The 22833-nt window shown below is 65.0% G+C and carries 26 protein-coding genes and 4 pseudogenes; 15 read left to right on the top strand and 15 right to left on the bottom strand.

Annotation, left to right across the window (positions count from 1 at the left end; all coding sequences use genetic code 11):
* Positions 1–146 precede the first annotated feature (146 nt).
* Positions 147–791, top strand: coding sequence for a hypothetical protein (locus tag OCI36_RS08415; RefSeq protein WP_261664638.1), 645 nt, complete (start codon positions 147–149; stop codon positions 789–791).
* Here OCI36_RS08415 and OCI36_RS08410 read toward each other — a convergent pair.
* From OCI36_RS08410 to OCI36_RS08400, 3 genes are read right to left on the bottom strand one after another with little or no spacing between them, the layout of a single operon-like run.
* Positions 739–1131, bottom strand: coding sequence for a diacylglycerol kinase (locus OCI36_RS08410; protein WP_261664637.1), 393 nt, complete (start codon positions 1129–1131; stop codon positions 739–741). The two genes, OCI36_RS08415 and OCI36_RS08410, sit on opposite strands and share 53 nt — an antisense overlap.
* A 4-nt stretch (positions 1132–1135) precedes the next feature.
* Positions 1136–1636 carry an rRNA maturation RNase YbeY gene (ybeY, locus tag OCI36_RS08405; RefSeq protein WP_409996729.1) on the bottom strand — a complete coding sequence of 167 codons (501 nt, stop codon included), beginning with the start codon at positions 1634–1636 and terminating at the stop codon, positions 1136–1138.
* 8 nt (positions 1637–1644) lie between these two features.
* Positions 1645–2733, bottom strand: coding sequence for a transposase (locus OCI36_RS08400; protein ID WP_261664635.1), 1089 nt, complete (start codon positions 2731–2733; stop codon positions 1645–1647).
* A 60-nt stretch (positions 2734–2793) separates the two neighbouring features.
* Here OCI36_RS08400 and OCI36_RS08395 point away from each other — a divergent pair.
* From OCI36_RS08395 to OCI36_RS08385, 3 genes and pseudogenes are all read left to right on the top strand, one after another.
* Positions 2794–3267 (top strand): annotated as a pseudogene (locus OCI36_RS08395) (transposase); the annotation flags it as partial.
* Between the two features lie 66 nt (positions 3268–3333).
* A complete protein-coding gene (locus OCI36_RS13430; protein ID WP_409996728.1) occupies positions 3334–3543 on the top strand; it encodes a hypothetical protein in 210 nt (69 codons plus the stop codon).
* A 33-nt stretch (positions 3544–3576) separates the two neighbouring features.
* Positions 3577–4251: pseudogene (locus OCI36_RS08385) on the top strand (transposase); the annotation flags it as partial.
* Positions 4252–4265: 14 nt separating this feature from the next.
* Here OCI36_RS08385 and OCI36_RS08380 read toward each other — a convergent pair.
* Positions 4266–4966, bottom strand: a protein-coding gene (locus tag OCI36_RS08380) for an IS1 family transposase (protein WP_148231767.1) whose coding sequence is annotated in 2 segments (ribosomal slippage) — positions 4266–4732 and positions 4732–4966 — 702 coding nt in all. Because the reading frame shifts where the segments join, the coding sequence is not laid out codon by codon here.
* Between OCI36_RS08380 and OCI36_RS08375 the strand changes: the two are divergent.
* From OCI36_RS08375 to OCI36_RS08355, 5 genes and pseudogenes are all read left to right on the top strand, one after another.
* Positions 4964–5107 (top strand): annotated as a pseudogene (locus OCI36_RS08375) (IS982 family transposase); the annotation flags it as partial. The gene OCI36_RS08380 and the pseudogene OCI36_RS08375 overlap by 3 nt on opposite strands.
* Positions 5108–5114: 7 nt before the next feature.
* Positions 5115–6029: pseudogene (locus tag OCI36_RS08370) on the top strand (transposase); the annotation flags it as partial.
* Between the two features lie 86 nt (positions 6030–6115).
* Positions 6116–6580: a hypothetical protein gene (locus tag OCI36_RS08365; protein ID WP_261664634.1), complete on the top strand. Its 465-nt coding sequence runs from the start codon at positions 6116–6118 to the stop codon at positions 6578–6580.
* A 93-nt stretch (positions 6581–6673) separates the two neighbouring features.
* Positions 6674–8014, top strand: coding sequence for a WD40 repeat domain-containing protein (locus OCI36_RS08360; protein ID WP_261664633.1), 1341 nt, complete (start codon positions 6674–6676; stop codon positions 8012–8014).
* Positions 8015–8269: 255 nt separating this feature from the next.
* Entirely contained in the window at positions 8270–8941 is a 672-nt protein-coding gene (locus tag OCI36_RS08355; protein ID WP_261664632.1) for a hypothetical protein, read from the top strand.
* 17 nt (positions 8942–8958) lie between these two features.
* On the opposite strand, the gene OCI36_RS08350 is transcribed toward OCI36_RS08355, so the two are convergent.
* The 8 genes from OCI36_RS08350 to recO form a co-directional block, all read right to left on the bottom strand.
* On the bottom strand, positions 8959–9621 hold the full coding sequence (locus tag OCI36_RS08350) for a hypothetical protein (RefSeq protein ID WP_261664631.1): 663 nt from the start codon (positions 9619–9621) through the stop codon (positions 8959–8961).
* A 73-nt stretch (positions 9622–9694) separates the two neighbouring features.
* Positions 9695–11266: an L-glutamate gamma-semialdehyde dehydrogenase gene (pruA, locus tag OCI36_RS08345; RefSeq protein WP_261664630.1), complete on the bottom strand. Its 1572-nt coding sequence runs from the start codon at positions 11264–11266 to the stop codon at positions 9695–9697.
* Positions 11267–11620: 354 nt separating this feature from the next.
* Positions 11621–12568 (bottom strand): proline dehydrogenase family protein, encoded by a 948-nt coding sequence (locus OCI36_RS08340; RefSeq protein WP_261664629.1) that lies wholly within the window; start codon positions 12566–12568, stop codon positions 11621–11623.
* Between the two features lie 67 nt (positions 12569–12635).
* The gene (locus OCI36_RS08335) at positions 12636–13103 is read right to left on the bottom strand and encodes a hypothetical protein (RefSeq protein WP_261664628.1); all 468 of its coding nucleotides are present in this window, start codon (positions 13101–13103) and stop codon (positions 12636–12638) included.
* A gap of 97 nt (positions 13104–13200) precedes the next feature.
* On the bottom strand, positions 13201–13692 hold the full coding sequence (locus tag OCI36_RS08330; protein WP_261664627.1) for an MgtC/SapB family protein: 492 nt from the start codon (positions 13690–13692) through the stop codon (positions 13201–13203).
* A gap of 65 nt (positions 13693–13757) precedes the next feature.
* Positions 13758–14027: a hypothetical protein gene (locus OCI36_RS08325; RefSeq protein ID WP_261664626.1), complete on the bottom strand. Its 270-nt coding sequence runs from the start codon at positions 14025–14027 to the stop codon at positions 13758–13760.
* Between the two features lie 48 nt (positions 14028–14075).
* Positions 14076–14483, bottom strand: a complete 408-nt coding sequence (locus tag OCI36_RS08320; RefSeq protein ID WP_261664625.1) for a hypothetical protein — start codon at positions 14481–14483, stop codon at positions 14076–14078.
* A gap of 100 nt (positions 14484–14583) precedes the next feature.
* Positions 14584–15348 (bottom strand): DNA repair protein RecO, encoded by a 765-nt coding sequence (recO, locus tag OCI36_RS08315; RefSeq protein ID WP_261664624.1) that lies wholly within the window; start codon positions 15346–15348, stop codon positions 14584–14586.
* Positions 15349–15490: 142 nt separating this feature from the next.
* Here recO and sdaAB point away from each other — a divergent pair, with 142 nt between their 5' ends.
* Entirely contained in the window at positions 15491–16159 is a 669-nt protein-coding gene (gene sdaAB / locus OCI36_RS08310; RefSeq protein WP_261664623.1) for an L-serine ammonia-lyase, iron-sulfur-dependent subunit beta, read from the top strand.
* A 51-nt stretch (positions 16160–16210) separates the two neighbouring features.
* A complete protein-coding gene (gene sdaAA, locus OCI36_RS08305; protein WP_261664622.1) occupies positions 16211–17083 on the top strand; it encodes an L-serine ammonia-lyase, iron-sulfur-dependent, subunit alpha in 873 nt (290 codons plus the stop codon).
* A 4-nt stretch (positions 17084–17087) separates the two neighbouring features.
* On the opposite strand, the gene OCI36_RS08300 is transcribed toward sdaAA, so the two are convergent.
* Both OCI36_RS08300 and OCI36_RS08295 read right to left on the bottom strand, forming a co-directional pair.
* Positions 17088–18410 carry an alpha/beta fold hydrolase gene (locus OCI36_RS08300; protein ID WP_261664621.1) on the bottom strand — a complete coding sequence of 441 codons (1323 nt, stop codon included), beginning with the start codon at positions 18408–18410 and terminating at the stop codon, positions 17088–17090.
* Positions 18411–18456: 46 nt separating this feature from the next.
* A complete protein-coding gene (locus OCI36_RS08295; RefSeq protein ID WP_261664620.1) occupies positions 18457–19251 on the bottom strand; it encodes a CHAD domain-containing protein in 795 nt (264 codons plus the stop codon).
* 75 nt (positions 19252–19326) lie between these two features.
* Here OCI36_RS08295 and OCI36_RS08290 point away from each other — a divergent pair, with 75 nt between their 5' ends.
* The 4 genes from OCI36_RS08290 (at position 19327) to OCI36_RS08275 (ending at position 21761) form a co-directional block, all read left to right on the top strand.
* The gene (locus OCI36_RS08290; protein ID WP_261664619.1) at positions 19327–20190 is read left to right on the top strand and encodes a 50S ribosomal protein L11 methyltransferase; all 864 of its coding nucleotides are present in this window, start codon (positions 19327–19329) and stop codon (positions 20188–20190) included.
* 2 nt (positions 20191–20192) lie between these two features.
* On the top strand, positions 20193–20885 hold the full coding sequence (locus tag OCI36_RS08285) for a 16S rRNA (uracil(1498)-N(3))-methyltransferase (RefSeq protein WP_261664618.1): 693 nt from the start codon (positions 20193–20195) through the stop codon (positions 20883–20885).
* Positions 20886–20982: 97 nt separating this feature from the next.
* Positions 20983–21357 (top strand): hypothetical protein, encoded by a 375-nt coding sequence (locus OCI36_RS08280; protein ID WP_261664617.1) that lies wholly within the window; start codon positions 20983–20985, stop codon positions 21355–21357.
* On the top strand, positions 21354–21761 hold the full coding sequence (locus tag OCI36_RS08275) for an inorganic pyrophosphatase (RefSeq protein ID WP_261664616.1): 408 nt from the start codon (positions 21354–21356) through the stop codon (positions 21759–21761). Before OCI36_RS08280 ends, OCI36_RS08275 begins: the two co-directional genes overlap by 4 nt.
* Here the strand turns inward: OCI36_RS08275 and OCI36_RS08270 are convergent.
* Complete coding sequence (locus tag OCI36_RS08270) at positions 21752–22744, bottom strand: SDR family NAD(P)-dependent oxidoreductase (RefSeq protein WP_261664615.1); 993 nt, start codon at positions 22742–22744, stop codon at positions 21752–21754. The genes OCI36_RS08275 and OCI36_RS08270 overlap by 10 nt on opposite strands.
* Positions 22745–22833: the final 89 nt, after the last annotated feature.

Below are 22833 nucleotides of genomic sequence, written 5' to 3'. Positions count from 1 at the left end.
GCTGAAAGGCGGGTGGTCTGCTGAAGGCTCTGCGCGGTTCTGGCAGCGGCAGGGGAGGGCCGGCAATGTCTCTTCCTTTTGTTCTGGCTCCCACCTCTCCACCCCCCCTTCACCCCCCCGTCAGCTCTGCTCACTAGGCTAAGGGCATGACGCTGCCACCCCCACCGCCCACACCCGCCGTGGTCATCCACTTGGGCAACGAAGCCATCACCTTGACTGGCCCCTCAAACGCCGGTAAAGCCGGCATGGACGTAGGTTTATGGGCGCACGAAGAAACCCTCTACTCACCGCGCGGCGATTCGGCGGCGGTGCGCTTTTGCTGGGACGCGGTGAAATATCACGGCTGCCGGGTGTACCTGGCGCGGCCTGGCGGCGCAGTGAGCGAACTGAAGAACAGCGACGTGATCTATTTGCTCTGGACCCAGGACGGCGAGTATCTGGCCGGAGCCGGGGCCAATACGCTGCGGCTGTGGAACCTGTCGGGTGGGATGCGCAGCGTGGTGTACCGCACGAAAGCGGGCGCACCCGGCAACATCGAGCGCCTGTGGCTGGAACCGAATGGGCGCGGGCGCGGCGACCTGTGCGTGTCGTCCACCGACGCTGTGCGCTCTGACCAGCCCGGCCAGCTGCGGCCCACGCTGACGCTCAGCGCGGCGCGGTACAGTCTGCCTGCGCTCACGCGGCTGGGGCTGAATACGGTACAGGCGCTGGACGGGGAGGCAGCGTGTCCGGCCGGGGTCAGACCAGCGCCGCTGCCAGCAGCGCCCACACCCGCGGCCCCAGCACACTGAGGCCCACCAGTGCAGCAAAAAAGGCCGCCAGGTACACTGCGCCGGCGGCGGCGTCCTTTGCCACTTTCGCCAGCGGATGTTCTTCCGGGCTGACCAGGTCTATGGCGGCTTCCACGGCGCTGTTCAGCAGTTCCAGGCTCAGCACCAGCGCGCAGGACAGCAGGATGGGCGGCAGCGGCGCGCCCAGCGCCAGAGTAAGCGTCAGGGCCAGCACGGCGGCCCAGACCTCTATCCGGAAGTTGGGCTCGCTGCGGTACACCTGCCGCACCCCGGCCCAGGCGTAGCCCGCCGAGCGGCGCCAGCGGGCCACGCTCAGTGGCGAGCCGACATTCTTGGGCATCTTCCTAGATGCCTGCGGGCAGAGCGGCCCGCGCGGCGGCCCAGGCGTCATGGAACACCTGCCACTCCGGCCCGGTGGCGCCTTCTTCAAAGCCCAGACCCTCGGCGTGGGGGTGGTCGTGGCCCACCAGATGGGTCATGCCGTGGCTGGCCAGCAGCGCGGCCTCGCGGGTCAGCGAGTGGCCCCGGCCTTCTGCCTGCCGCAGCGCCGTATCCAGGCTGATGATGATGTCGCCCAGGTGCGGCGGCATGAAGGGGTCGCCCGGTTCCCAGGTGGGAAAGCTCAGCACGTCGGTGGGGGCGTCCTCACCCCAGTGCTCGGCCTTGAGCGCCTGAATGGTGGGGTCGTCCACCAGCACCACCGTCACCTCGCGGTCTTCCACGCCAAAGTGCCGCATCACAGCCTCCAAGCTGCTTTCCAGCGCGGCAGGCAATTCGGCGGGCGGAGCATATTCGGTCACGAGGTCTATCACGCCTCCCAGGATAGGGCAGCGGCCCCTGGACATGGCTTAACTCATAAGTTGCACCTTGCATAGCTGAGCGAATAGCCGTGCTGGTGGAGGAATTCTTGCTCTTTTTGAATTTGGCTCAGCAGGTGGTTCAGCCTGACTTCGGGGAAGAGGGTATGTAGGGCCAAGCGGGCTGCCTCTTTCAGGGTCATGTCCTCAGAGCGGTACAGCATGGTCAGGGTGAAGGCCAGGAAGACCATCAAAATCCAGCGGTCCAGACCCCTGGCAGTTCGCAGCGCGAACTGCGCCAACCCAAACTGATGCTTTCCCTCCTTAAAAAAGGATTCCAGCGCCCAGCGCCGTTTTCCTTCGGCCAGGATGTCATCCCCCTCTAACAGCTCAGACGACACCGCGAAGAATTCGCGGTCCCCACGGTCCATCCTCCCCAGAGACAGCGTTTCCAGAGGCCAGTTGGCGAGGTTGACGTACCCCCCATGCGGACAGTCCGCAACCGTCACCTGTCCAGGATGATCCGTGCGCCGGTTACTCCTCACACCCACCACGAACTCGAAACCGAGACGCTGCACACCGTCCAGAAAGACAGCGGATTCGAATCCACTGTCTGCCAGTACGCAGACCTGAAAGCGTTTCCCGACGAAGTCTGGCACCTCTTCCAGCAGGTCAAGGGCTAACGTGACGGGAGTGCTGGTGTACTTGCCCTGGTAGACCCGGTAAGAAATGGGGAACTTCAGTTCCCCATATTCGGCGAACAGGACCACCAGATGGATGCCGTGCCTGCCGTTGTAGACGCTGACGTAGGGCAGCTGAATTCCCACCTTTTCCACCGTGGTCAGATCCACGCTGAGCCGCAGACGAGGTCTGCGTTTGTGACGAGCTGTATCCAGCAGGATGCGCCACTGGAAGTCCTGCATCTCTTCCCGGCAGCGGTCTGAATCCCAGTCATAGACGTTGAAGAAGCGACTCAGTGCACTGGGGCTGACTCCCTCAGCCTGGCTGAACTTGGTCTTCTGACCTGGACTGTGGAAGAGGTGCAGCGAAGCCTGGAGGCTTCGCCGTTGGTACAGCGTCTCTGGAATGTCCAGAATCCGCTGTGAGAGAATATGGGTGCGCTCCCCTGAAACCTGTTTGTACACACTTCCAGAATTTCAGCTCTGGGAGCGCTTTTTGTCCGCCTATTCAGGTGCAAGTTCTGAGTATTGAAGCTCCTCCGCGTCTTGCCAGCGAAACGCTGGCAAGGCCTGGTGGCTGACCGTGAGTTCATCGGTGCGGAGTGGTTCCGTTTTCTCCGTCGTCAAGGCATCAAGCGGGCGATCCGCATTCGGCACAGCGACATGCTGGACGACATGAATGGGAAGGAATGGTTTAAGCACGTCCAGCACGGTCATTTCCATGAAATCGACGAAAAGGTGTTCGTGTTTGGCGAACTCATGCGGGTGGTCGCGACGAGGTCATCCACAGGTGACCTCGTCATCATTGCCACAGATTTCAGCGCTCGGAAGACCTGGAAGCTGTACAAGCAGCGCTGGTCAATCGAGTGCACCTTCAGCAGCTTCAAGAAGCGAGGCTTCGACCTGGAGCGGACTGGGATGACGGAAAGGAGCCGTCTTCAGCGGCTCTTCGGCCTTGTGACACTGGCCTGGATGTTTTGTTTGCGCTTGGGGGTCTGGTTTGACTCAGAACTTGCACCTGAATAGGCGGACAAAAAGCGCTCCCAGAGCCGAAATTCTGGAAGTGTGTACAAACAGGCTTCAGGGGAGCGCGCCCATATTCTCTCACAGCGGATTCTGGACATTCCAGAGACGCTGTACCAACGGCGAAGCCTGGAGGCTTCGCTACACCTTTTCCACAGTCCAGGCCAGAAGATCAAATTCAGCCAAGCTGAAGGAGCCAGCCCCAGTGCACTGAGTCGCTTACGCCGTTTAGGGCTGACCGACCACTGTTGAAGTGCGTCTCAGGCACATAAAAATAGAGACGACATGGCTAAATATCGTCTCCACCATAGTTTAGGACGTCGACACGTCATTCGCCACCTCTATCTCTGGGCCAGGAAGCACTTCAGTGACCGGAAATCCTGCCAGCACCAGAAGGTCACAGATGCCATGCTGGTTGCTCTGCTGCTCTCCCGTCTCATCTTCAAGCATCCATTTGCTTCCATCTGGTGGAACATCCTCAAGGAAGACCGTCCCGGTCTTCCTTCCTACACACAGGCTTACACCAGGGGCATCAAGCTTTTACCACTCTTGGAACATGTTGCCAGCCCAGCTCAGCCGTGCGCCGAGGTTGTGATTGATTCGATGCCCCTCCCCATTTGCCGTCCCAAACGCACTCATCTTTGTCAATTCCCAGGAGCAAAGTGGGGTTTCGGAACTCAGGGTGAGTTCTTCGGATACAAGTTGCACGCCTGGGTCACACCAGGTGGACAAATCGTTCAGTACGTCATCCGACCTGCAAACCTCCACGACGTTACGGTGAGTTACGAGCTGAATCTCAGGTGGCCAGAGTTTGAAGGCCCAACCATCATTGGCGACAAAGGCTATTGCTGTCTAGGCTACGTGTATCCACCCAAGAAGAACACCAAATACGACACGGGATGGCGAGAATCTCGCCATCCCAGAATTCGCAAACGCATTGAAACGGTCTTCTCTGCGCTCGGGTAGTGGCTGCATCAACGTGACAAGTTGTATCGGTGGAAGGCCAGAGTCAGGCTGGCTTCGAGCATTTCGTCCGTCTTCGAGAAAGACAACGACTTACGAACAAGCCGACCCAGCCGCTGTCTCAGCGTGCAGTTCAATCGTTCGACATGATTCGTTTCTCCCTTCCGGGTTAGCCGCTTTACCCCCAAGAGCGGTTCATCGTAGGCTCGCCACAGATCGGTGCAAAACGTCCCTTTCAGTCGCTGCTCAAGGGACAATGGTAAGCGTTCCCAGAGCTTGAACGCTGTTTGCTCACTGCGGTCACCCAATACCCAGGCCAGCACCCTGCGGGTGCTGCGCTCCAGGGCAATCCAGATCCACCTCGTCTGTTTTTTCTTGGCAACGAAGGTCCACATTTCATCCAGCTCAATGACCACTTCTTCTGGAGGTGTCATGCAGACTGTACCAGTCTGCATCACTTCACGGGCCCCTTTTTTATCCACCGGATCACGGTGTTGCGGTGAACACCAAAGACGCGCTGTACTCCTCTCAGACTCATCCGCTCGTGGACAGCATCAAGAATTTGTTGCCGGGTCGCTTCACTGTGCGCTATAGGGCGGGCCTCCGGGTGGAAACGACGGCCACAACCCTTACATAAGTAGGTCTGGGTGCCATTTTTGGCCTTCCCATTTTTGACAGTGTGTGTGCTTTGACAGGCTGGGCACTCCGGCATCCTGTCAGTAGATCACGTTGGTACAGCCACTACCCTGCGCTCGTAGAAGCGCAAATTCGTTCCGTTCAGACCAAAACTCTGGCGTCACTCAAGCTCCGCGTCGTTCTGGCTGTACTCGCGCACAACCTCGCTAGGCCCTAAACGGCGTCGCTTCTTCAACGTCTATGACTGGGATTCAGACCGTTGCTGGGACGAGACGCAGGACATCCAGTGGCGCATTTTGTTGGACGTAGCTCACTCCAAACGCCGACCTCGGTTGCGGCTCAGTGTGGATCTGACCACGGTGGAAAAGGTGGGAACTCAGTTGCCCTTTGTCAGTGTGTACAACGGTAGACATGGCATCCACCTGGTCGTCCTGTTTGCCGAGTATGGGGAACTGAAGTTCCCCATTTCTTACCGGGTCTACCAGGGCAAGCACACCAGCACGCCCGTCACTCTGGCGCTCGACCTACTGGAAGAGGTGCCGGACTTCATCAAGAAACGTTTCCGGGTACGTGTCCTAGCGGACAGCGGCTTTGAAGCCGCTGTTTTTCTGGAAGGCGTGCAGCGTCTAGGTTTCGAGTTCGTGGTGGGTGTGCGGAGCAACCGACGCACGGATCATCCTGGGCGGGTGACAGTGGCGGATTGTCCGCACGGAGGGTATGTCAACCTCGCCAATTGGCCTCTGGAAACGCTGTCTCTGGGGAGGATGGACCGTGGGGACCGCGAATTCTTCGCGGTGTCGTCTGAACTGCTGGAGGGGGACGAGATCGTTGCTGAGGGTGCGCATCGCTGGGGGGTGGAATCCTTCTTTAAGGAAGGTAAGCACCAGTTTGGGTTGGCGCAGTTCGCGCTGCGAACTGCCAGGGGTTTGGACCGCTGGATTCTGATGGTCTTTCTAGCCTTCACCCTAACCATGCTGTACCGCTCTGAGGACATGACCCTGAAAGAGGCAGCCCGCTTGGCCCTACATACCCTCTTCCCCGAAGTCAGGCTGAACCACCTGCTGAGCCAAATTCAAAAAGAGCAAGAATTCCTCCACCAGCACGGCTATTCGCTCAGCTATGCAAGGTGCAACTTATGAGCTTAAGGCAGCGTCAGCCTGCTCCGGTCAGACTGTGACCATGCGACAACTCCTGACGGCTTTGCTCGGCGGCCTCGGCAGCCACCTTGAATGCAGTCACGCCCATTCCCGGCCACGCGGCGGGCAGCTTTGGCCTGAGCGAAAGTTTCGGGCCGCTGGCAGACGGGGCGGCGTGGTCGGCGGACGGCCGCACCGTCTGGACGCTGGACACCACCCGGGAGCTGAAGCGCTGGCGGGCGGCGGACGGAGCGTTGTTGGCAGGGCAGCGGCTGAGTCCCCCGGCTGCCTTGCCAGATGAGCGCCGCGACTTTCCGAGCGCGGGCCTGACCCTGGGCGGCACGGCGAATGCCTATGGATTGTCCCTCACTGCGCGGGGCATCCGAAACGACAAACAGGTGCTGCTGAACTACCGTCTGAACACCGGCAGCGGCCAGGAAACGCGGCAGCCGGGCTGCCCACCTGGCATGTTCAGCGGCCAGACCTGCACCCCGGACGGTGCGGTGCGCGCCTGGGTAGAGGACGGCAAAGTGCAGTGGCAGCGCGGCGAATAGCGAGAGCGCCTGCCCCTGCCAGCGGAGCTGGCCCTGAAACCGCAAAGCGGCCAGACTTCTTTCAGCCTGGGCCTCAGCTCGGATGACCGGCGGTTGGCCCTGCTGGCGCTGAGCAGCAAAGACGTGGCATTTGGCGGCAAGGGCACCCTGCTGACCTGGGAGCGGGACGCGGCCGGCGCGGTGCAGGCCCGGCGAACGGCGCTGGGTGGCCCGCTGCTGTATCCCGGCTCCAGCCTCAGCTGGGTGGGTGGGCGCGTTTTGCTGGCCTCCAACGTCTACAACACCGGCGGCGGCGGCAGCCGGTACGGGCAGAGGCTGATGCTGGTTACGCCCGGTGAGGGAGCAGTTTGGGCGCTGGAGGCCGAAACAGGGCTGCGCGGCGCGTACCCCTCGCCGGACGGGTCTTTGTTCGTGACCGTGCGTGACGGCAGCGTGCCCGAACTGCGCCGCGTGTCGGATGGTCGCTTCATGCGTGCGCTGGGCGCGGCGGTACAAGATGCCGTGCCGCTGAGCGGGGGCCGCACCCTGCTGGCGGTGCAGGACGGCGCCGGATTCGGGCGCATTGTGCGGCACCGGCCGGGGCGGCTGGAGACGCTCTACCGGGGGCCACAGGTGCCTGAACACCTGGCGGCAAATAGAGACGGCACCCGTATTGCCGCTGCTGGTGGGAAAGATGGGCGCACGCTGCGGCTGCTGGACGCCTCGGGCCGGATGCTGCGCGAGTGGCGGGCGCAGGAACGGGTCAGCGACCTGACCTTCAGCCCGGATGGTCTGGTGCTGAGCGCCGCGCTGGGCTGGTGGGGCGACAGTGGTGTGCAGGCCTGGCGCGTGGCCGACGGCGCCGCTTACCCCTTGCCGCAGGGCGCGCAGTTCCCGGTGTCGCAGGTGGTGATTCGCTCTCAGAATGGACACCAGAGTCCCCTCGCCGCAGTAGAGTGGGGAACGAATACGGTGCTCTGGAAGTTCCCCGAGAAATCCAGTGTCTGGTACAGTGTTCCCTCACCCGGTGGCCGGTGGTTGGCCGGCACCGGCCTCACACCCGAATCTACCGAGCGCATTCCCCCAAATAGGGAACGCGGCACCGTCAACCGCTTCGCTCGCGTGGACGCCCGTACCGGCAGGAGCGGCCCGGTGCTGAGTGTCCCGGTGGCCCACCCGAATGACCCTTATGCCGGCTGGGGCCTCGCCGCCTTCGACGGCCGGCGCGTGCTGCTGAGCGAGAGCAGCGGCGACGGCTGTGGCGCGCAGCTGTACGGCTACCGGCTGGCCGACCTCACGGCTGGCCGCACCCTGAACACCCCGGCGCGTCTGGGTCAGGGTTACGCCCGGCTGATGGGCTGCGGCCATTACGCACCCCAGCCCGAAGCCGACTTTGCTCCGGACGGCCGGCTCCTCATCCGCGATGGCAACCGGCTGGACTGGTGGGCGCTGTAGTGGGTGAGGGGGCGGGGAGAAGAAGGTTCGGGCGTGGCCAGCGCCCGTCAGATATCCGTTACCCGTCTGTATTAGCCTGAACTTATGCACCGCCTCTTTCCTCTGCTGACACTGGGCCTGGTGACCACTGCTTCGGCCTAGGCGGCCACGTCCTTCGCCCCCGCCGACTGGCCCGCGCTGGACCGTATCGCGCAAAAAGTTCCGGCCTTTGCGGGCTTTACGACCGGCGAGGAGAACGGCAAGGGCGTGGTGCGGTTGGCCCTGACCGACAAGGGGCAGGAAAATGCTTTGCGCTCAGCTCTGAAGGCCGACCCGGAGTGGAACAAACGGCTCAAAGGCTGGAACCTCGGCGCGGGCGTGGTCAGCATGAAAACGCCGGTCAGCCGCCTGCTGGAAGTGGCCCGACGGGTCAAAAGGGAGCGGCCCAATGCCACCCTCCGAATTGACACCGCGTTCGGGCGGGTGCGGCTCAGTGCGCCCGCCGCCTACACCCGCGAACTGGCCGCGAAGCTGAAAACGGGTGACTTGCTGGTGAACAACGAATGGACGCCGCCCCTGACCGTCAGCTACGACGTACAGCCGCGCACCGTGAGCCTGAGCCGGGTGCCGAAGAACGACCCCTTCCACGCCGTGCCGGGATTGAAAGTGCTGGTCAAAAACACGGGCAAAGAGGTGGTGCAATTCAACTACGGCTGTGGGGGAAACGTGCCGGTAGGTGTCGTCACAGCGCGTGGGGAGCAAACGCCACGGCTCAGTGGCATCGGCTGCACGACGGAAGCCCGCTGGCGTCTGATTCAGCCGGGCGAAACCGTCACCTTCCCCAGTTTCTCGTGGAACGACGTGCGGAAGCTGAAGCCTGGATACTATGCCTGGGTCGTGCAAATCGAACCCAGCTTCAAGAGCTTCGCCTTTCGGTTGACGAAGTAACGCAGCAAGTTGAGCAATCAGGCATCGGGCGCAGCTTCCAGTATCAGCACCGCGTCATGTAGCATTCGCCGCGTTTTTTCGTCTTGCTCTGTAAAAAACGCGTCCTCCAACCACTTCACCATGTCGGCGCGGGGCCATTCGGGAGGCGGCGAACCATTCAGTAACAGGTCTTGCGCCAGCACCAACGCTCCTGCTGGATGCGTCCACCACAGCGTCAGCAACTCGGCACGGGTGATGCCGAACGGTTCTAACTCTTGGAAGTTCAGCAGGCTAACAGCGCTAAACCAGTTCTTGGTCAGTTGGTCACAAAAGTAGGCCAGGGCGTAGGCTTTCAGGGCGTCCTGTTGTCTGCCAGTCAGTGGAAAACCCTGTCTGCGCCTGTAGTCCAAGCGCCCACCAACGTCCACGCCAATATCGTGACCGACTGCGGCCCAACTGGGCAAAAGCTCCAGGAGGCGCGGCAGAAAATACCGGAAATCGTCCCAGGTGCCGACGGTGTAGACCGAATCGAACAGGTAAGAACGCATCAGCTCAGATGAAAGCTCACGTAGCGGACGACTGACCAGTGCACGTTCCTCAGCTGCTTCCAAACCAAAGCTTCCCAGCTTGCTGATCTGCGTGGGGCTCGGCATATCTGCAAAGGCGGCGTAGGTTTGCGCTATCGCCTCGGCCAGCGTCATACGAGAAGTTTAGCCCCCAGCCAGTGTGCCGGGGGCAAACTCCTTTATCCCTCAATTCTCTCTTAGCAGCGCCTTACCAGCGTTCCGTCACCGTCTTGAGCTGCATGAAGTTGCTCAGGTAATCCGGCCCGCCCGCCTTGGAGTCGGTGCCGCTCATGTTGTAGCCGCCGAAAGGCTGCACGCCCACGATGGCGCCGGTAATTTTGCGGTTGAAATACAGGTTGCCCACCTCGAACTCGGCCCGCGCCTGCTCCAGCCGTTCGCGAGAGCTGCTGCACACGCCGCCGGTCAGCCCGTACTCGGTGGAGTTGGCGATGTCGAGGGCGTCCTGCCAGTCTTTAGCCCGCAGCACGGCAATCACCGGACCGAAGATTTCTTCCTGCGCCATGCGGGCGTCACGTTGCACGTCGCCCACAATGGTCGGCTGGATGTAGTAACCCTGCTTGCCGCCGCACTCGCCGGGAGCCTCGCCGCCCAGCAGCACTTTGCCTTCCTGCGGGGCCAGTTCCAGGTAAGACTTGATTTTGTCGAAGCTCATCTGGTTCACCACAGCAGTCACCGGGGCGTTTTCCTCGCCGGTGCCGACCTTCAGCGCCCTGGCCCGCTCCACGAAGCCGTTCACCACCGCGTCATACACCTCGTCCACCACGATCAGACGGCTCATGGCGCTGCACTTCTGGCCGTTGAAGCCGAAGGCGCCCTGGGTGGCCGCCGTAATCGCATTGTCCAGGTCGGCGGTTTCGTCCACGATTAGGCCGTCCTTGCCGCCGAGTTCCATCACCACGCGCTTGATCCACTTCTGCCCCGGCTGCACTTTGGCCGCCACCTCGTTGATATGCAGGCCCACCGCGCGGCTGCCGGTGAAGGTGATGAAGCGGGTTTTGGCGTGCGTGGTGAGGTACTCGCCCACTTCCTTGCCCACGCCGGGCAGGAACTGAATCACGCCGGCGGGCAGGCCCGCTTCCAGCATGATGTCCATCATGAAGCCGGCGATCAGTCCCGCGTCCTCGGCAGGCTTCACGATCACGCAGTTGCCCACCACCACCGGCGCCACGGCCATGCCGATGAAGATGGCGCAGGGAAAGTTCCAGGGGCTGATGCTCACGCCCACGCCCAGCGGAATGCTCATCAGGCCATTTTCCTCGCCCTCGAACCAGGTGGTTTCGCCGCTGCCGAAGCCCGCGTATTTCATGGCCGAGCGGGCGTAGTACTCCAGGAAGTCAATTGCCTCGGCCACTTCCACGTCGGCCTCGGCGTAGTTCTTGCCCACTTCGATGCTCATCAGGGCGCAGGCTTCCAGGCGGCGGCGCTTGAGAATGGCGGCGGCCTTCAGCAGGATGCGGGCGCGGGCGTCCATGTCCCACTTTTTCCAGCTCTCGAAGGCTTTCCAGGCGCCTTGTAGGGCGTTTTCGGCATCCTGAATGGTCGCTTTGGCGGTGGTGCCCACCACTTCGGAGGTGTCGCAGGGGTTGACGCTCTGGATTTGCTCGGCGGTGTCTACTTTCTTGCCGTCAATGACCAGCGGGTAGTGCTTGCCGACGAGTTCCCCGCGCACTTTGGCGAGGGCGGCCTGATACGCCTTGACGTTTTCCTTTTTGGTGAAATCGGTGAAGGGTTGGGGGCGGTAGTCCTGAACTTTGATCATGGGTGTGCCTCCTGAGGGCGCTGAACGCCGCTTAGGCTGTGTGATTCGGAACCTGCTGAAAGTGTGGGGGAGCGGTGTTGTGCCGGCAGTCTAGCCCACCCTTATGCTTGTATGCAAAGCTGTATACATTCCCGGAAATGTGCAGGTTTATGCGTTGCGGAGCAGGTTTCAACCGCTGCCTCGATCAGCAGCGGCGAGGCAATCTTAGGAAACCCGCAGAGTCAAGAAATCGGGCGCCCGGGCCTGCTCACCACGCGGGAAAGTGCGTCGGTGCAGGCTGGAACAGGGGAATGTTGTAGGAGACGGCAAACCGGATGAGCCCGGCAGCGCGTGGCCGGGCATCCCTGCATTGCCTCAGATCAGGCCGCGCAGCACGAACAGTGCATTTTTGGGCCGCTCGGCAATGCGGCGCGAGTAGTAGCCGTACCAGTCCTTGCCGAAGGGAATATACGACCGCACGGTGTAGCCGGCCTCTGCCAGTTCGCGCTGCAGGTCCTCGCGGATGCCGTACAGCAGCTGGAACTCGAACTGGTCCTTGGGAATGCCGTGCGCCAGCGCAAAATGCATTACGTCGTAGATGATCTGGTGGTCGTGGGTCGCCACGTTGCAGTAGTTGCCGGCCTTGAGGTGCTTGTACACCAGCCGGCGGTAAGCGGCGTCAATCTCGCCCTTGCTCTGCATGGCGGCGGCCTCGGGCTCCAGGTAGGCGCCCTTCACGATGCGGATGTTGGGCTGCAGGTCGTCCAGGCTGCGGCGGTCGGCTTCGGTGCGGTGCAGGTAAGCCTGCAGCACAGTCCCCACATGCTGATTGCCGAATTCCTGTACCAGCTCGCGGAACAGCCGCAGGGTTTCGTCCACGCGGGTGTGGTCTTCCATGTCCAGATTCAAGAAACCGCCGTACTGCTTGGCACGGGCCACCACCCGCCGCGCGTTGATGTCGCCCAGGTCCTGCTCGCGGCCGTCCGGGCCAGTCACCAGCTGGCCCTGGCCCAGCGCCGAGAGCTTGATGGACTGGTACGGCACCAGCCCCGCAGCGTGGACTTGATCAATGGTCGCCAGCACCATCTCGGTGTTGGCATTGGCCGGCTCCGGGGTGCTGACAAACTCGCCCAGCACGTCGAGGTTGTCGCGGATGCCCTCTGCTTGCAGCTGCTTGATGGTGCGGATGGCGTCCTCGGCGGTTTCGCCGGCAACGAACCGCTGCGCCAGTGTCCAGCCCTGCTTGCTCACGATTTTTTCCACGACCGGGTTGCCGGCAACGCCCAGGGCCACCTGCCGGTACAGCTGTTCGAATTGACTCATAGTGGCCTGTATTCTAGGCGTTTGCGCCCTGTGGTGGGATGGGTCTAAATCGCTGAGAGGGCCAGGCTCAGCGGCGCCGCCGGGGCCAGGCGCCGGTGGTCCACAGCGCCCCGGCCACCAGCGCCGGCTGGAACAGCAGCCGCACCAGCCGCTTGCGGTCGCTGTCCAGCCCGAAAGCGTCCGCGCGGGTCAGGTACTGCGAGACATTGCCCGGAAAGACAGCTATAAAAAAAGCGGCGCTGATCCGTCCCAGGGCGCGGCGGTGCTGCGGCAAAGCAATCAGGGCGCTGCCCAGGGAGATTTCGGCTATCCCGGACGCCACCACGATCAAGTCCTCGCTCAGATGCAGCGGGCCGTCGGTGAGTATGTCGGGCACCTGCGCCGGGAATTCGCCGCGGGCAAAAGTCAGGTGCCCGGTGCCGGCCGCGATCAGCACGCCGCCCAGCAGCAGGCGGCCGGCCGTTTGCAGAGCGGTGGGGGTGGTGTCTGCGGCTGTGGTGTCTTCAGCTGTGGGCCGGGGTAAAAAGGCAGTCATGCCCTACGCTGACACGCCGGGAGCGCCGCAAAGTGGACCCGCCTCACCAGCGGCCGGCTTCTCTGAAGCATTGCCAAATTGGGGCGCTGGCCGCCGGCTAGGGCTCGTCGCCGGAGCGGTGAGGCGAGCTGGTCAGCCGGCCCAGTGGCCCCAGAGTGAACAGAAACAGCGCGGTGGCGCCGGCTGCCAGCACATACATCTGCAGGCCGCAGGCCACGCCCACGGCGGAGGTGGCCAGCAGGCCCGCCGCGGTGGTCAGGCCCTTGGCGCCTTCGCCGCTTTTGGACGAGAAGATCGCCCCGGCCCCCAGAAAGCTGACCCCGCTGACCACCGCGCCCAGAATGCCGATCATGTCGAAGCGTACCTGGTCGTCTTCCTTGGCGAAGGACGTGACCAAACTCTCGCCCAGCACGATAAACAGTGCTGCGCTGACGCCCACCAGCATATAGGTGCGCAGGCCGGCACCATGGGTCTGCTGCTGGTGGGTTTCGCGCTCCCAGCCGATCAGGCCGCTCAGCACGGCGGCTGCCAGCAGGCCCTGCAGCAGCTCAAGTTGATTCCAGAAACCAGTCCACAGGGCGCTGTCCATGAATTGCTACAGCATAGGCAGCCGGGGCCATGGCGTGCCTTGGCGCAGGGTTCAGAGAGTTGCCATTACTGGGGCAGGGGCAGGGGCAGGGAGGGGCGGAGGGCTTCAGTCTGCCGGTGTAGGCCGCCGTACACCAGAACTTCCAACCCGGGAAAGGCCAGCGGCAACAGCAGCAGCCCGCCCAGAATCAGCCAGTGCAGCGGCAAAAAAGAGGTCTCGGGGTTCCAGGCCACCCAGAGCTGCTCGGGTTCCCCGGCCAGCTCGCGCCAGCGGACCATCGGATAGCGGCAGTGTGGGCATTCACGCCAGGTAGTCTGGGGCACGGGGCGGGGCATGGTGTCAGCCTTTACGCGGCCTGGCCCGGCAGGGTTGCCCCTCCAGGCTCAGAACATCTCGGCGCCGGATTCGACCGGGAAGACGCGCTCGGCCAGGGCTTCCAGGCCGGCTCTGCCCGCGCGGCTCTGGCAGTGCTCGGTGCTGCGGCAGAGGGTAATGTAGCGGCTGCGGCGCTGCGCGACCACCACCCGGTAAATGGTGGCCTCACTGGGCGAGCGGGTGTGATGGCACAGGTCACAGTGCAGGGCGTTCTTGGCCTGGCCGTGCAGGGGGGTGAACTCGGCCAGCTGCCGGCCATGCACCAGCGCCAGCCGGCCGTCGGCCACCGGATAAAGACCCAGGGTGGGCTGCCCGCTCATGTCCTGCGGCGCGTCTTCGCTGCCCGGAAACAGTTCCTGAAGCAGCTCGGCGGCGCTGAACGACTGCGGGGCCGGATTCTTGGAAGAGTCGCTCATCTGGCTTCTATGCTAGCGGCCCCGGCCAGGGGCGACTGTGCGGCCGTGCCCGCTGCCGGCCCTGTCTGTCTCAGCCGACGTGCAGGCAGCTGGTACGCCCTCAGCTGGCGTGCAGGTGCGGCCAGCTGCGTACTCTCCCCACCTGCACGCCCACGAAACGCTCCAGCCCCTGCCACAGCGGCCCGCGGTCTTCGGCCGGCACCGGGTGGTCCATGTTCTCGCGTACACTGCGGCGCACCACATGCCGCAGGAAATCCAGGCTGGACGGGCTCAGCGCCCGCTGGTGCGAGCAGCTGCCGCACAGCAGTTCGCCGCCAAACGGGTCGGGGTGGGCAGGGTCCGGCGCTCCGCAGCGCGCGCAGACCCGGGTGCGTGGCGGGAAGCCGGCCAGCGCCAGCAGCTTGTAACTCATCACCAGGGCCACCCAGTCGGGGTCGGGATAGTGCGCCACACCGCGCAGGCCCCCGGCAAACAGCTCGAAAGCTTGCTGTCCATACTCGTCGGCCTCGCCTTCCTGAAACAGCAGGTCGGCCAGTTCGGCCAGCAGGTGAGCGTAGGGGTGGCGTTCCGGCAGGGCCAGCCTCGGCAGGGCACCCTCCAGGCTGGCCTGCTGAATGACGGCCAGATCGTCGCCGGGCCGGGCGTACACCTGCAACCCCACATGGTGAAACAGGTTCAGCGCCCCGGCGTGCTTGCCGCGCAGGCCGCCGCGGGCAATGGCGCGCAGCTTGCCCTGTGGGGTCAGCAGGCTGACGATCAGGTCACCCTTGGGGGTCTTCCAGCGCCGCAGCACCACGCCGCTGCGCGAGCTGGAACGCTGGCGCCGGGGGGCGCGGGAGGCAGGGGCAGTGGGCGGTTGGGTCACGGCTTTTATTCTAGGGGCCTGCCCAGCCGCCGACCGTGGTGGCTCTCAGGGTGGGCGGCTGTCTCTGCTGGTCAGACGGCCACCGGGCAGGGCCAGCCGGCGGCGGGCCGATCTGCTCCCTGCAGTGGGTACACTGGGCGGCATGACACTTCTGGATATGGTCGGTCCGGTCATGGTCGGCCCCAGCAGCAGCCACACGGCCGGCGCCTGCCGAATCGGCCTAGCGGCGCACCACCTGCTGGGCGAGCCGGTCCGCTCTGCCGAGATTGGCCTGCATGCCTCGTTTGCCAAGACTGGACGTGGTCACGGCACCCACTTTGCGCTGGTGGCCGGGCTGCTGGGCTACGCTCCTGACGACCCCCGCTTGCCGGACAGCTTCGAGCATGCGCGGGCGCAGGGGCTGACCTTCAATTTCAGCCACATCGAACTGGCCGAGGTTCACCCCAATACTGCCCGCATCAGCCTGCGCGGCGAGACCCGCTCGGCCGAGATCATCGCCAGCTCGACCGGCGGCGGCGTGATTCTGGTGACCAACATCAACGGCTACGCGGTGCAGCTGAGTGCCGCCCATCCCACCCTGATCCTGCAGTACCGTGATATGCCCAGTATCCTGTCGCGGATCACCACCGCCATCGCGGCCGAGGAAGTCAATATCGCCACGCTGAGCTGCACCCGCGACCGCCGTGGCGGCACCGCCCTGGTCGCCATCGAATTGGACGGCCCGGATATTGACCCCGGCGTGCTGGACACTTTCGGGCGCTATCCCAGCATGCAGTGGGTGCGGCTAATGCCCAAACTGATGGACGGCTGAGTGCATCCCTTTTCAAGTGCTAAAAATCCCTTTTTCCCCGAGGAGGACCCTATGAAACTGGAAGACATCATGCAGGCCCCCGCGCCCGCCTCTGCCTGGGTGCTGGAGCGTGACTGCGAAGAATCTGGCCTGGACCCCCAGGCGGTCCGTGCCGAGATGCGCCGCCGCATTGCCGAGATGCGCGACTCGGTGGATCGCGGGCTCCGCAGCGATGCCAAGAGCATCACCGGCATGGTGGGCTGGAACGCCAAGGGCCTCTGGGAAGTACCGGACCTACTGAATGCGCCGCTGCTGGTGCGGGTGCAGGCGTACGCCATGGCCGTGAACGAGGAAAATGCCCGGATGGGCCGCATCGTGGCGGCGCCCACCGCCGGCAGCGCCGGCACCGTGCCGGGCGCGTTGCTGGGCGTGGCCGACCACCTCGGCATTGACGACGACCAACTGGTGGGCCCACTGATTCTGGCGGCCGGGATTGGCAAAGCCATCAGCCAGAAGATGTTCATTTCAGGTGCCGCCGGCGGCTGTCAGGCGGAAATCGGCTCCAGCGCCGCGATGGCCGCCGCCGCCGTCACCGAGCTGATGGGCGGCTCGCCCCGCGCCGCCGTTCACGCTGCCGCCCTGGCACTGACCAACACCATCGGGCTGGTGTGTGACCCGGTGGGCGGCTACGTGGAAGTGCCCTGCGTGAGCCGCAACGCCTTTTACGCCGTTCACGCGGTGAGCGCGGCGCAGCTGGCGCTGGCGAACCTGGAAAGCTTTATTCCGCCCGACGAGGTGGTGACCGCAATGGCCGAGGTGGGCCGGATGATGCCCCCTTCGCTGCGCGAAACGGCCGAGGGCGGCCTGGCCCAGACTCCTACTGGCCGGCAGATCATGGAGCGGATGGAAAGCGGGGAGATTGACCCACTGCCGCTGATGCAGTGACCCTTCAGCGGTTGCCTGGGGCGAAGCCGGGTTGGCGTTCCAGCCAGCGCTGCGCGCCAGGCCGGTGCTCCTCGCGGTGATGTGCCAAGCTGCCGCGCAGCACATCCAACAGGGTATAGCCGTCTAACCAGTCTCTTGGGCAGGTCAGGTCGCCTTCGTCTGGTAGGCGCGCTAACCTCAGCACTTCCCGGAAGCCACTTTCCCACGCGGCGTGGCTTTCGGCCCAACTCTGTCCCTGGGCGGCGGCCTGAATCCGGGCGTTCAAGGTGTCGAGGTCCTGCCTGTCGGGATTTTGACCTTCTGCCCAGGCGGGGTAGGCTGGCTCTGCACCGTCAGGAGCCGTTTTGAGACGGGCCAGAGTCACCTCCTGCCAGGCTCTCAGGTGCGCCAGCAACTCACGCCAGGTCCAGGCATTCTGCATCCGGGTCTCGGTCAGGTGCAGCCGCTCGGCCTGGGCATTCATGGTCTGCCACGTCCAAAACTCGCGGCGCAGCTCGGCCAGGACGCCCGGCGCTGACATCAGCTCAGAAACTCCAGCAGGGCCCGGTTCGTCCAGGTTGGCGAGGTGCCCGGCGCCTTGGATCTGCTGCACGGTGCCGCCGCTCAGGCGGGCCGTTTCCTGCGCTTCTTCCGGCGGGGTCAGGCCGTCCTCGCTCCCCACCAGCGCCAGCACCGCCACCTGCCGCCCGGCCAGTGCCCGCAGCACGTCCCGGCGGTCGGCGCGGGCAGCCATGGCCCGCAGCGCGGCGGCGATGCCCTCGCGGCTGGCCTCCTGGGTCATGGCGACCGTCTGCTCGGCGGTGGAGGGTTTCTGCTCCTCGCGGGCGTTCTTGATGATAAATTCAGCGCCCTCGGCCAGCACTCGCTGGGCCTGTTCTTCGCGGTGCTGCTTTTTCTCCTCGTCGTCGCCGCTGGCAGACGTATCGGCCAGCACCACGCGCGGCACCCGCTCACTCTGGCCGCGTTCTTCCAGCAGAGCCAGCACTTCCAGCACCAGATAGCCGCCCATGCTGAGGCCCACCAGCGAGAACGGTTCTTCGGGCAGTTTGCTGTCCAGCAGCCACTGCGCGGCGGCTTCCAAGCTGTTCATCTGGCCCGGTTCGCCGCCAAAACCCGGCAGGTGCGGCACGATCACGCGCAGGCCGGCGGCCTCCAGCGCCGCTTTCTGGGCGTCCCACATCCGGGCGTCCAGCGGGAAGGCGTGCAGCAGCACGGCGGTCTGGGGGCGCGCCGCCGCGCTTTGGTCGGTGTTCTGGCCTGTGCTGTTCTGGCCTGTGCTGTTTTGGGTGGTGGCGTTCTGGGAAGGGCCGGTCTTGTCCTGCGCCATGGGCCCAGGCTAGCGGTCCGGTGCGGCCTCCGGATGGGCCGCGGCTTTAGGATTCGCCGGCTTCCTGAAGGTGTTTTTTCAGCCTGGGCCACTGCCGGTGAGCTTCGGCGCGGGCCTGCGCCTGGGCCTGCAGCTCCCGTTCCTGCAGCGCCGCCCGGTGGGTCTTGCTGAATGCGGCGTCCTCGCTGCCCAGCAGCTCCAGCAGCACCTCGGCGTCCTGCACCCGGCCCAGCAGGTCCAGCATGTCCCGGACCTCGCGGGGGGCCTTGCCCGACAGTTCCAGGGTGTAGCGGTAGCGCTTCATCTGTTTGCGCCAGGTATGCCAGGCCTCGGCGTCGTCGCTGCCTGCGCCTTTCATCAGCACTTTGCCCTGTTTCAGCAGCGCCCGGCGGTCTTTTTTCAGCGCTTTCCTGGCTTTCTTCTGCCAGTCGGCCGGCAGGTTGTAGCCCCGGGGCGGCCTGGCCGGCAGGGGACGTTGCCGCAGCAGCTCGGCACGGCGGCGAGACCAGGCGCGCTCGAAACGGGTCAGCGCAGTCGGGCTGGCGTCCAGCTCATGCAGGGCGGCCCGCAGGTGTTCGCCGGCCGCGTCGTGGTCGCGCAGCGGGGCGGCGGCCCGGCGCAGATCACGCCACTCGCGGCGCACCCCGCCTTTCAGGCCACTGACCTGCGCCTCGGCGGCGGCGCGGCGGGTCAGCTTGCGCACCTCGTGAATGGCGGTGGGGTCAGCCGCCTGGAAATCGTCCCAGAGACTGGCCAAGCGCTGCGGCAGGGCGCTGGGCTGGCGCTGCTGACCCGGGTGCTGGCTGACGGCTGGTGTGCTCGCTCGCGCTGCGCTGGACATGCTTTAGCCTAGCAGGCCCCCGGCTCCTATACGGCACCGGCTGCTCCCCTGGCCCCGGCCGTTACACTGGGGCCCATGCTGGTGTATGTCTTGCCCGGAACCCTGGAAACGCGTGAAGCCGACCTCGACCTCTTGTGGGAGGCCGGCGCGACCGGCCTGGAAGAACGCGGGGAGCAGATTCGCGCCTATTTCGACGAGCGGCTGGACCTGGAAAGCGGCCCGCTCTCCGGCGGCGAGTGGTTGGAAGAACCCGAGCAAGACTGGCAGGCCGCTTTCAAGCGCGACATTCGCCCGGTGCAAGCGGGCCGCATCACCATCGCCCCGCCCTGGCTGGCAGATCAGGTGCCGGCCGGGCAACTGCCGCTGATCATCGAGCCGGGGATGGCGTTCGGCACCGGGCACCACGCCACCACCCGGCTGGCGGTAGAAGCCCTCAGCGAGCTGGACCTGAGCGGCGCCCGCGTGCTGGACGTGGGCACCGGCAGCGGCGTGCTGGCGATGGCGGCGGCGCGGCTGGGCGCAGCGCTGGCCTACGGGGTGGACATTGACCCCCAGACCATTCCGGTGGCCCGCGAGAACGCCGCCCAGAACGGCCTGGGCGCTCCCGGCGTTCTGTTTGATGAAGGTAGTCTGGGCCCCAGCGGCTTCACAGCGCCGGCCGGTCAGCAGGAGGCTCTGGCCGAGCAGGGCTACGATGTGTTGGTCGCCAACCTGTTCGCCGAGCTACACGACCTGCTGGCCGACGCTTACCTGCGGCATCTGCGGCCCGGCGGCGGGCTGATTCTGACCGGCATCCTGGAAGACCGGCTGCCGCTGGTGCTGGCAGCCCTGGAGCGTGAAGGCGTGCAGAATGTGCAGGTGCGCCAGGACGGCGAGTGGGTGCTGGTCACCGGCCAGAAAGCCACCAACCAGAAAGCCACCGGCCAGAAAGCAGGCTGAGGATGCGCCTGACCCGCGTGCGCGTGCCGGAATTGGCCGCCGAGATGACCCTGAGCGGCTCCGAAGCACACCACCTCAGTGTGATGCGGCTGGGCGCCGGCGACCCGCTGCTGGTCTTTGACGGGCGGGGCCGTGAAGCCCGCGCCGAGTTGCTCACGCTGGACAGCCTGCGGGCCACCCTGCGGCTGGTGGAAGAAATGCCCGGCACTCCCGAAACGCCGCAGCCGGTCACGCTGGCCGTAGCGCTGCTCAAGGGCGACAAACTCGCAGACGTGGTGCGGGCCGCCACTGAACTGGGCGTGGCCAGCATTCAGCTGCTGGTCACCGCGCACGCCGACGTGCGCGACATCGGCGCCAACAAGCTGGCCCGGCTGAACCGAATTGCTGCCGAGGCCAGCAAGCAGTCGCGCCGCGCCGTGACGCCGGCGGTGCTGCCGCCCATTCCTCTCCCGGCGCTGAGCTGGGAAGGGCAGGCTTACGTGGCGCACCCCTATGTCCACGACCTGTTGGCCGATCAGCTGCACTGGGAGAGCCCGGTCACGCTGCTGACCGGCCCAGAAGGCGGCTTTTCTGAGGCCGAGATGGAGGCGCTGCTGGCCCGTGGCGCCCGCGGCGTGGTGCTGGGCCCCCGTATCCTGCGGGCTGAGACGGCCCCGGTGGCCCTGCTGGGTGCCATCGCGGCCACCGGCGTCTGATTCCCTTCCCCCCGAGTATCTTCCGCTGCGCACCTCCCGCCGCGTAGCTTCGGCCGCGCAGCCGGCACTCAGAAGGGGCCGCTAGACTGGTTGCCATATGCGCCTGCCTCTCCGTCTCGTGCCGCTGCTGGTGCTGCCCCTGCTGGGCGGCTGCCGCTACAACTACGTGCCGCTGATTCCGCCGGTGGCCGAGGTAAACCTGCCCCCGCGCATCTTCGGTGCCGAAATCCGGCGCGACGGTGACGATCTGGTGCTGACCGCACAGCTCCAGGGCCGCTTTCCGGCCGGTTATCTGAACGTGACCTGGTTTGACGGCAACCGGCAGCTGGCGCAGGACTCGGTGTATCTGGACGCCGAGCAGCGGGAAGCCACTTTCCGCCTCAAGGCCCCGGCGAAAGGCGCCTACCGCGCGGCCCTAGGGCTGGGTGATCAGGTCATGCGGCTGGTGGAGTTCTACGAGGTTCGCCCGTGAGTGACGCCGTCTACACCGGGGTGGTGGAGTGGCGCCGCGGCGAAACCGAGCGCTGGGTGTGGCGCAGCTCACAAGATGGTGGGGGAGAGGTGGTTCCCTACCGCAGCGAGCCCTGGCCGGCTCCAGTAAATTACGGCTGCCTGCCCGCGCTGCACAACCCCGCCGACAACGCCGAAGTGGACGCCGTGTGGCTGGGAGAACCGCTGGCGGTGGGCGCCCGCGTCACGGCCACCCCGGCCGGGGTGCTGTGGCTGCTGGACGGCGACCACAAGGTCGTTTTCGGTGACGACGAGCGGGGTCAGGCCGACCTGCTGGCCTGGTTTCCGCCGGAACGCGGCGCCCGGTTGCTGGGGCCCGGCGCCGCGCTGGCCTGGCTGCAGCAGCTGGCCGCGGCTCAGTCCTGATTGAACTGTTGCTCGGCCGCCCGCTTGAAAGGGTTGCCACGGGTCATGCTGGTCTCGGCTTCGGCGCCGCGGTAAGCTTTCAGGTCGCCGGTCGGGCCAGGCAGCAGCCGGTTGACCAGCACCATCGCATCGGCCATCAGCTGCGGAGCCAGCGCCTGCACGTAGCGGGCCACCGTGGCCGGAATGCCGATCATCGCCTCGGCGTCGCCGCGCTCCAGAGCATTCACGATGCCGCGGGCAGCTGCCGGCGCGGGCATGGAAATCAGCGGCAGGTTGTCGATGGTGGCAAACCAGCCGTATTCCTTTTCGTAATCACCTTTCACCAGCGCGTGCTTGGGGCTGCCGGTCTGCATCAGGCCGGGGCAGGCCACCGTCACCCCGATGCCGTCCAGGCTCAGCTCGGAGCGCAGCGCCGCGCCCAGGCCCACCGCCGCGAATTTGCTCATGGAGTAGGGGCCCAGGTGCGGCACCGCAATCTTGCCGCCGATAGAGGCGATCAAGAGCACCCGGCCGCCGGCCGCCTTGAGATGCGGGTAAGCCGCGCGGGTCAGGCGCAGACCGGCAAAAGCGTTGATTTCCATGATCTCGCGCCAGTCTTCTTCGGTCATGTCCTGCACCGGGCCCGACTGAATCATGCCGGCGTTGTGAACCACTACGTCCAGGGTGCCGTAGGTGTCTGCGGCATGTTGCACGATGCGCTCCAGGTCCTCTTGGCTGGTCACGTCGCCGGCGATGGTCGTGACCTCGGCGCCGCGTTCACGCAGGTCAGCGGCCGCTTTTTCCAGGTCCCCGGCGGTGCGGGCGGTCAGGGTCAGCCGGGCGCCGCGCTCAGCGAACTCGCGGGCCAGCGCCAGACCCAGCCCACGCGAGCTGCCGGTGATCAGCACGCTTTTGCCGCTCAGGTCGTAGCGGGGAACCAGGGCGCGGCGGGCGGCCAGGGCCGTGACGGCACCGGCCAGAAGCAGTCGTTTGGGAACTCGCATACCGCATTATGGGCCGCAGCGGGGGCCGGGGGGAGAGCGCCGACCTTAGCTTGAATTCATGTGCTGACCTTGCGGCAGTGTCTGGCTAC

It is taken from the genome of Deinococcus sp. Marseille-Q6407 (assembly GCF_946848805.1).
Lineage (GTDB): Bacteria > Deinococcota > Deinococci > Deinococcales > Deinococcaceae > Deinococcus.
The sequence above is the reverse complement of the archived record's forward strand: the minus strand, read 5'-3'. Positions and strand labels throughout refer to the sequence as shown.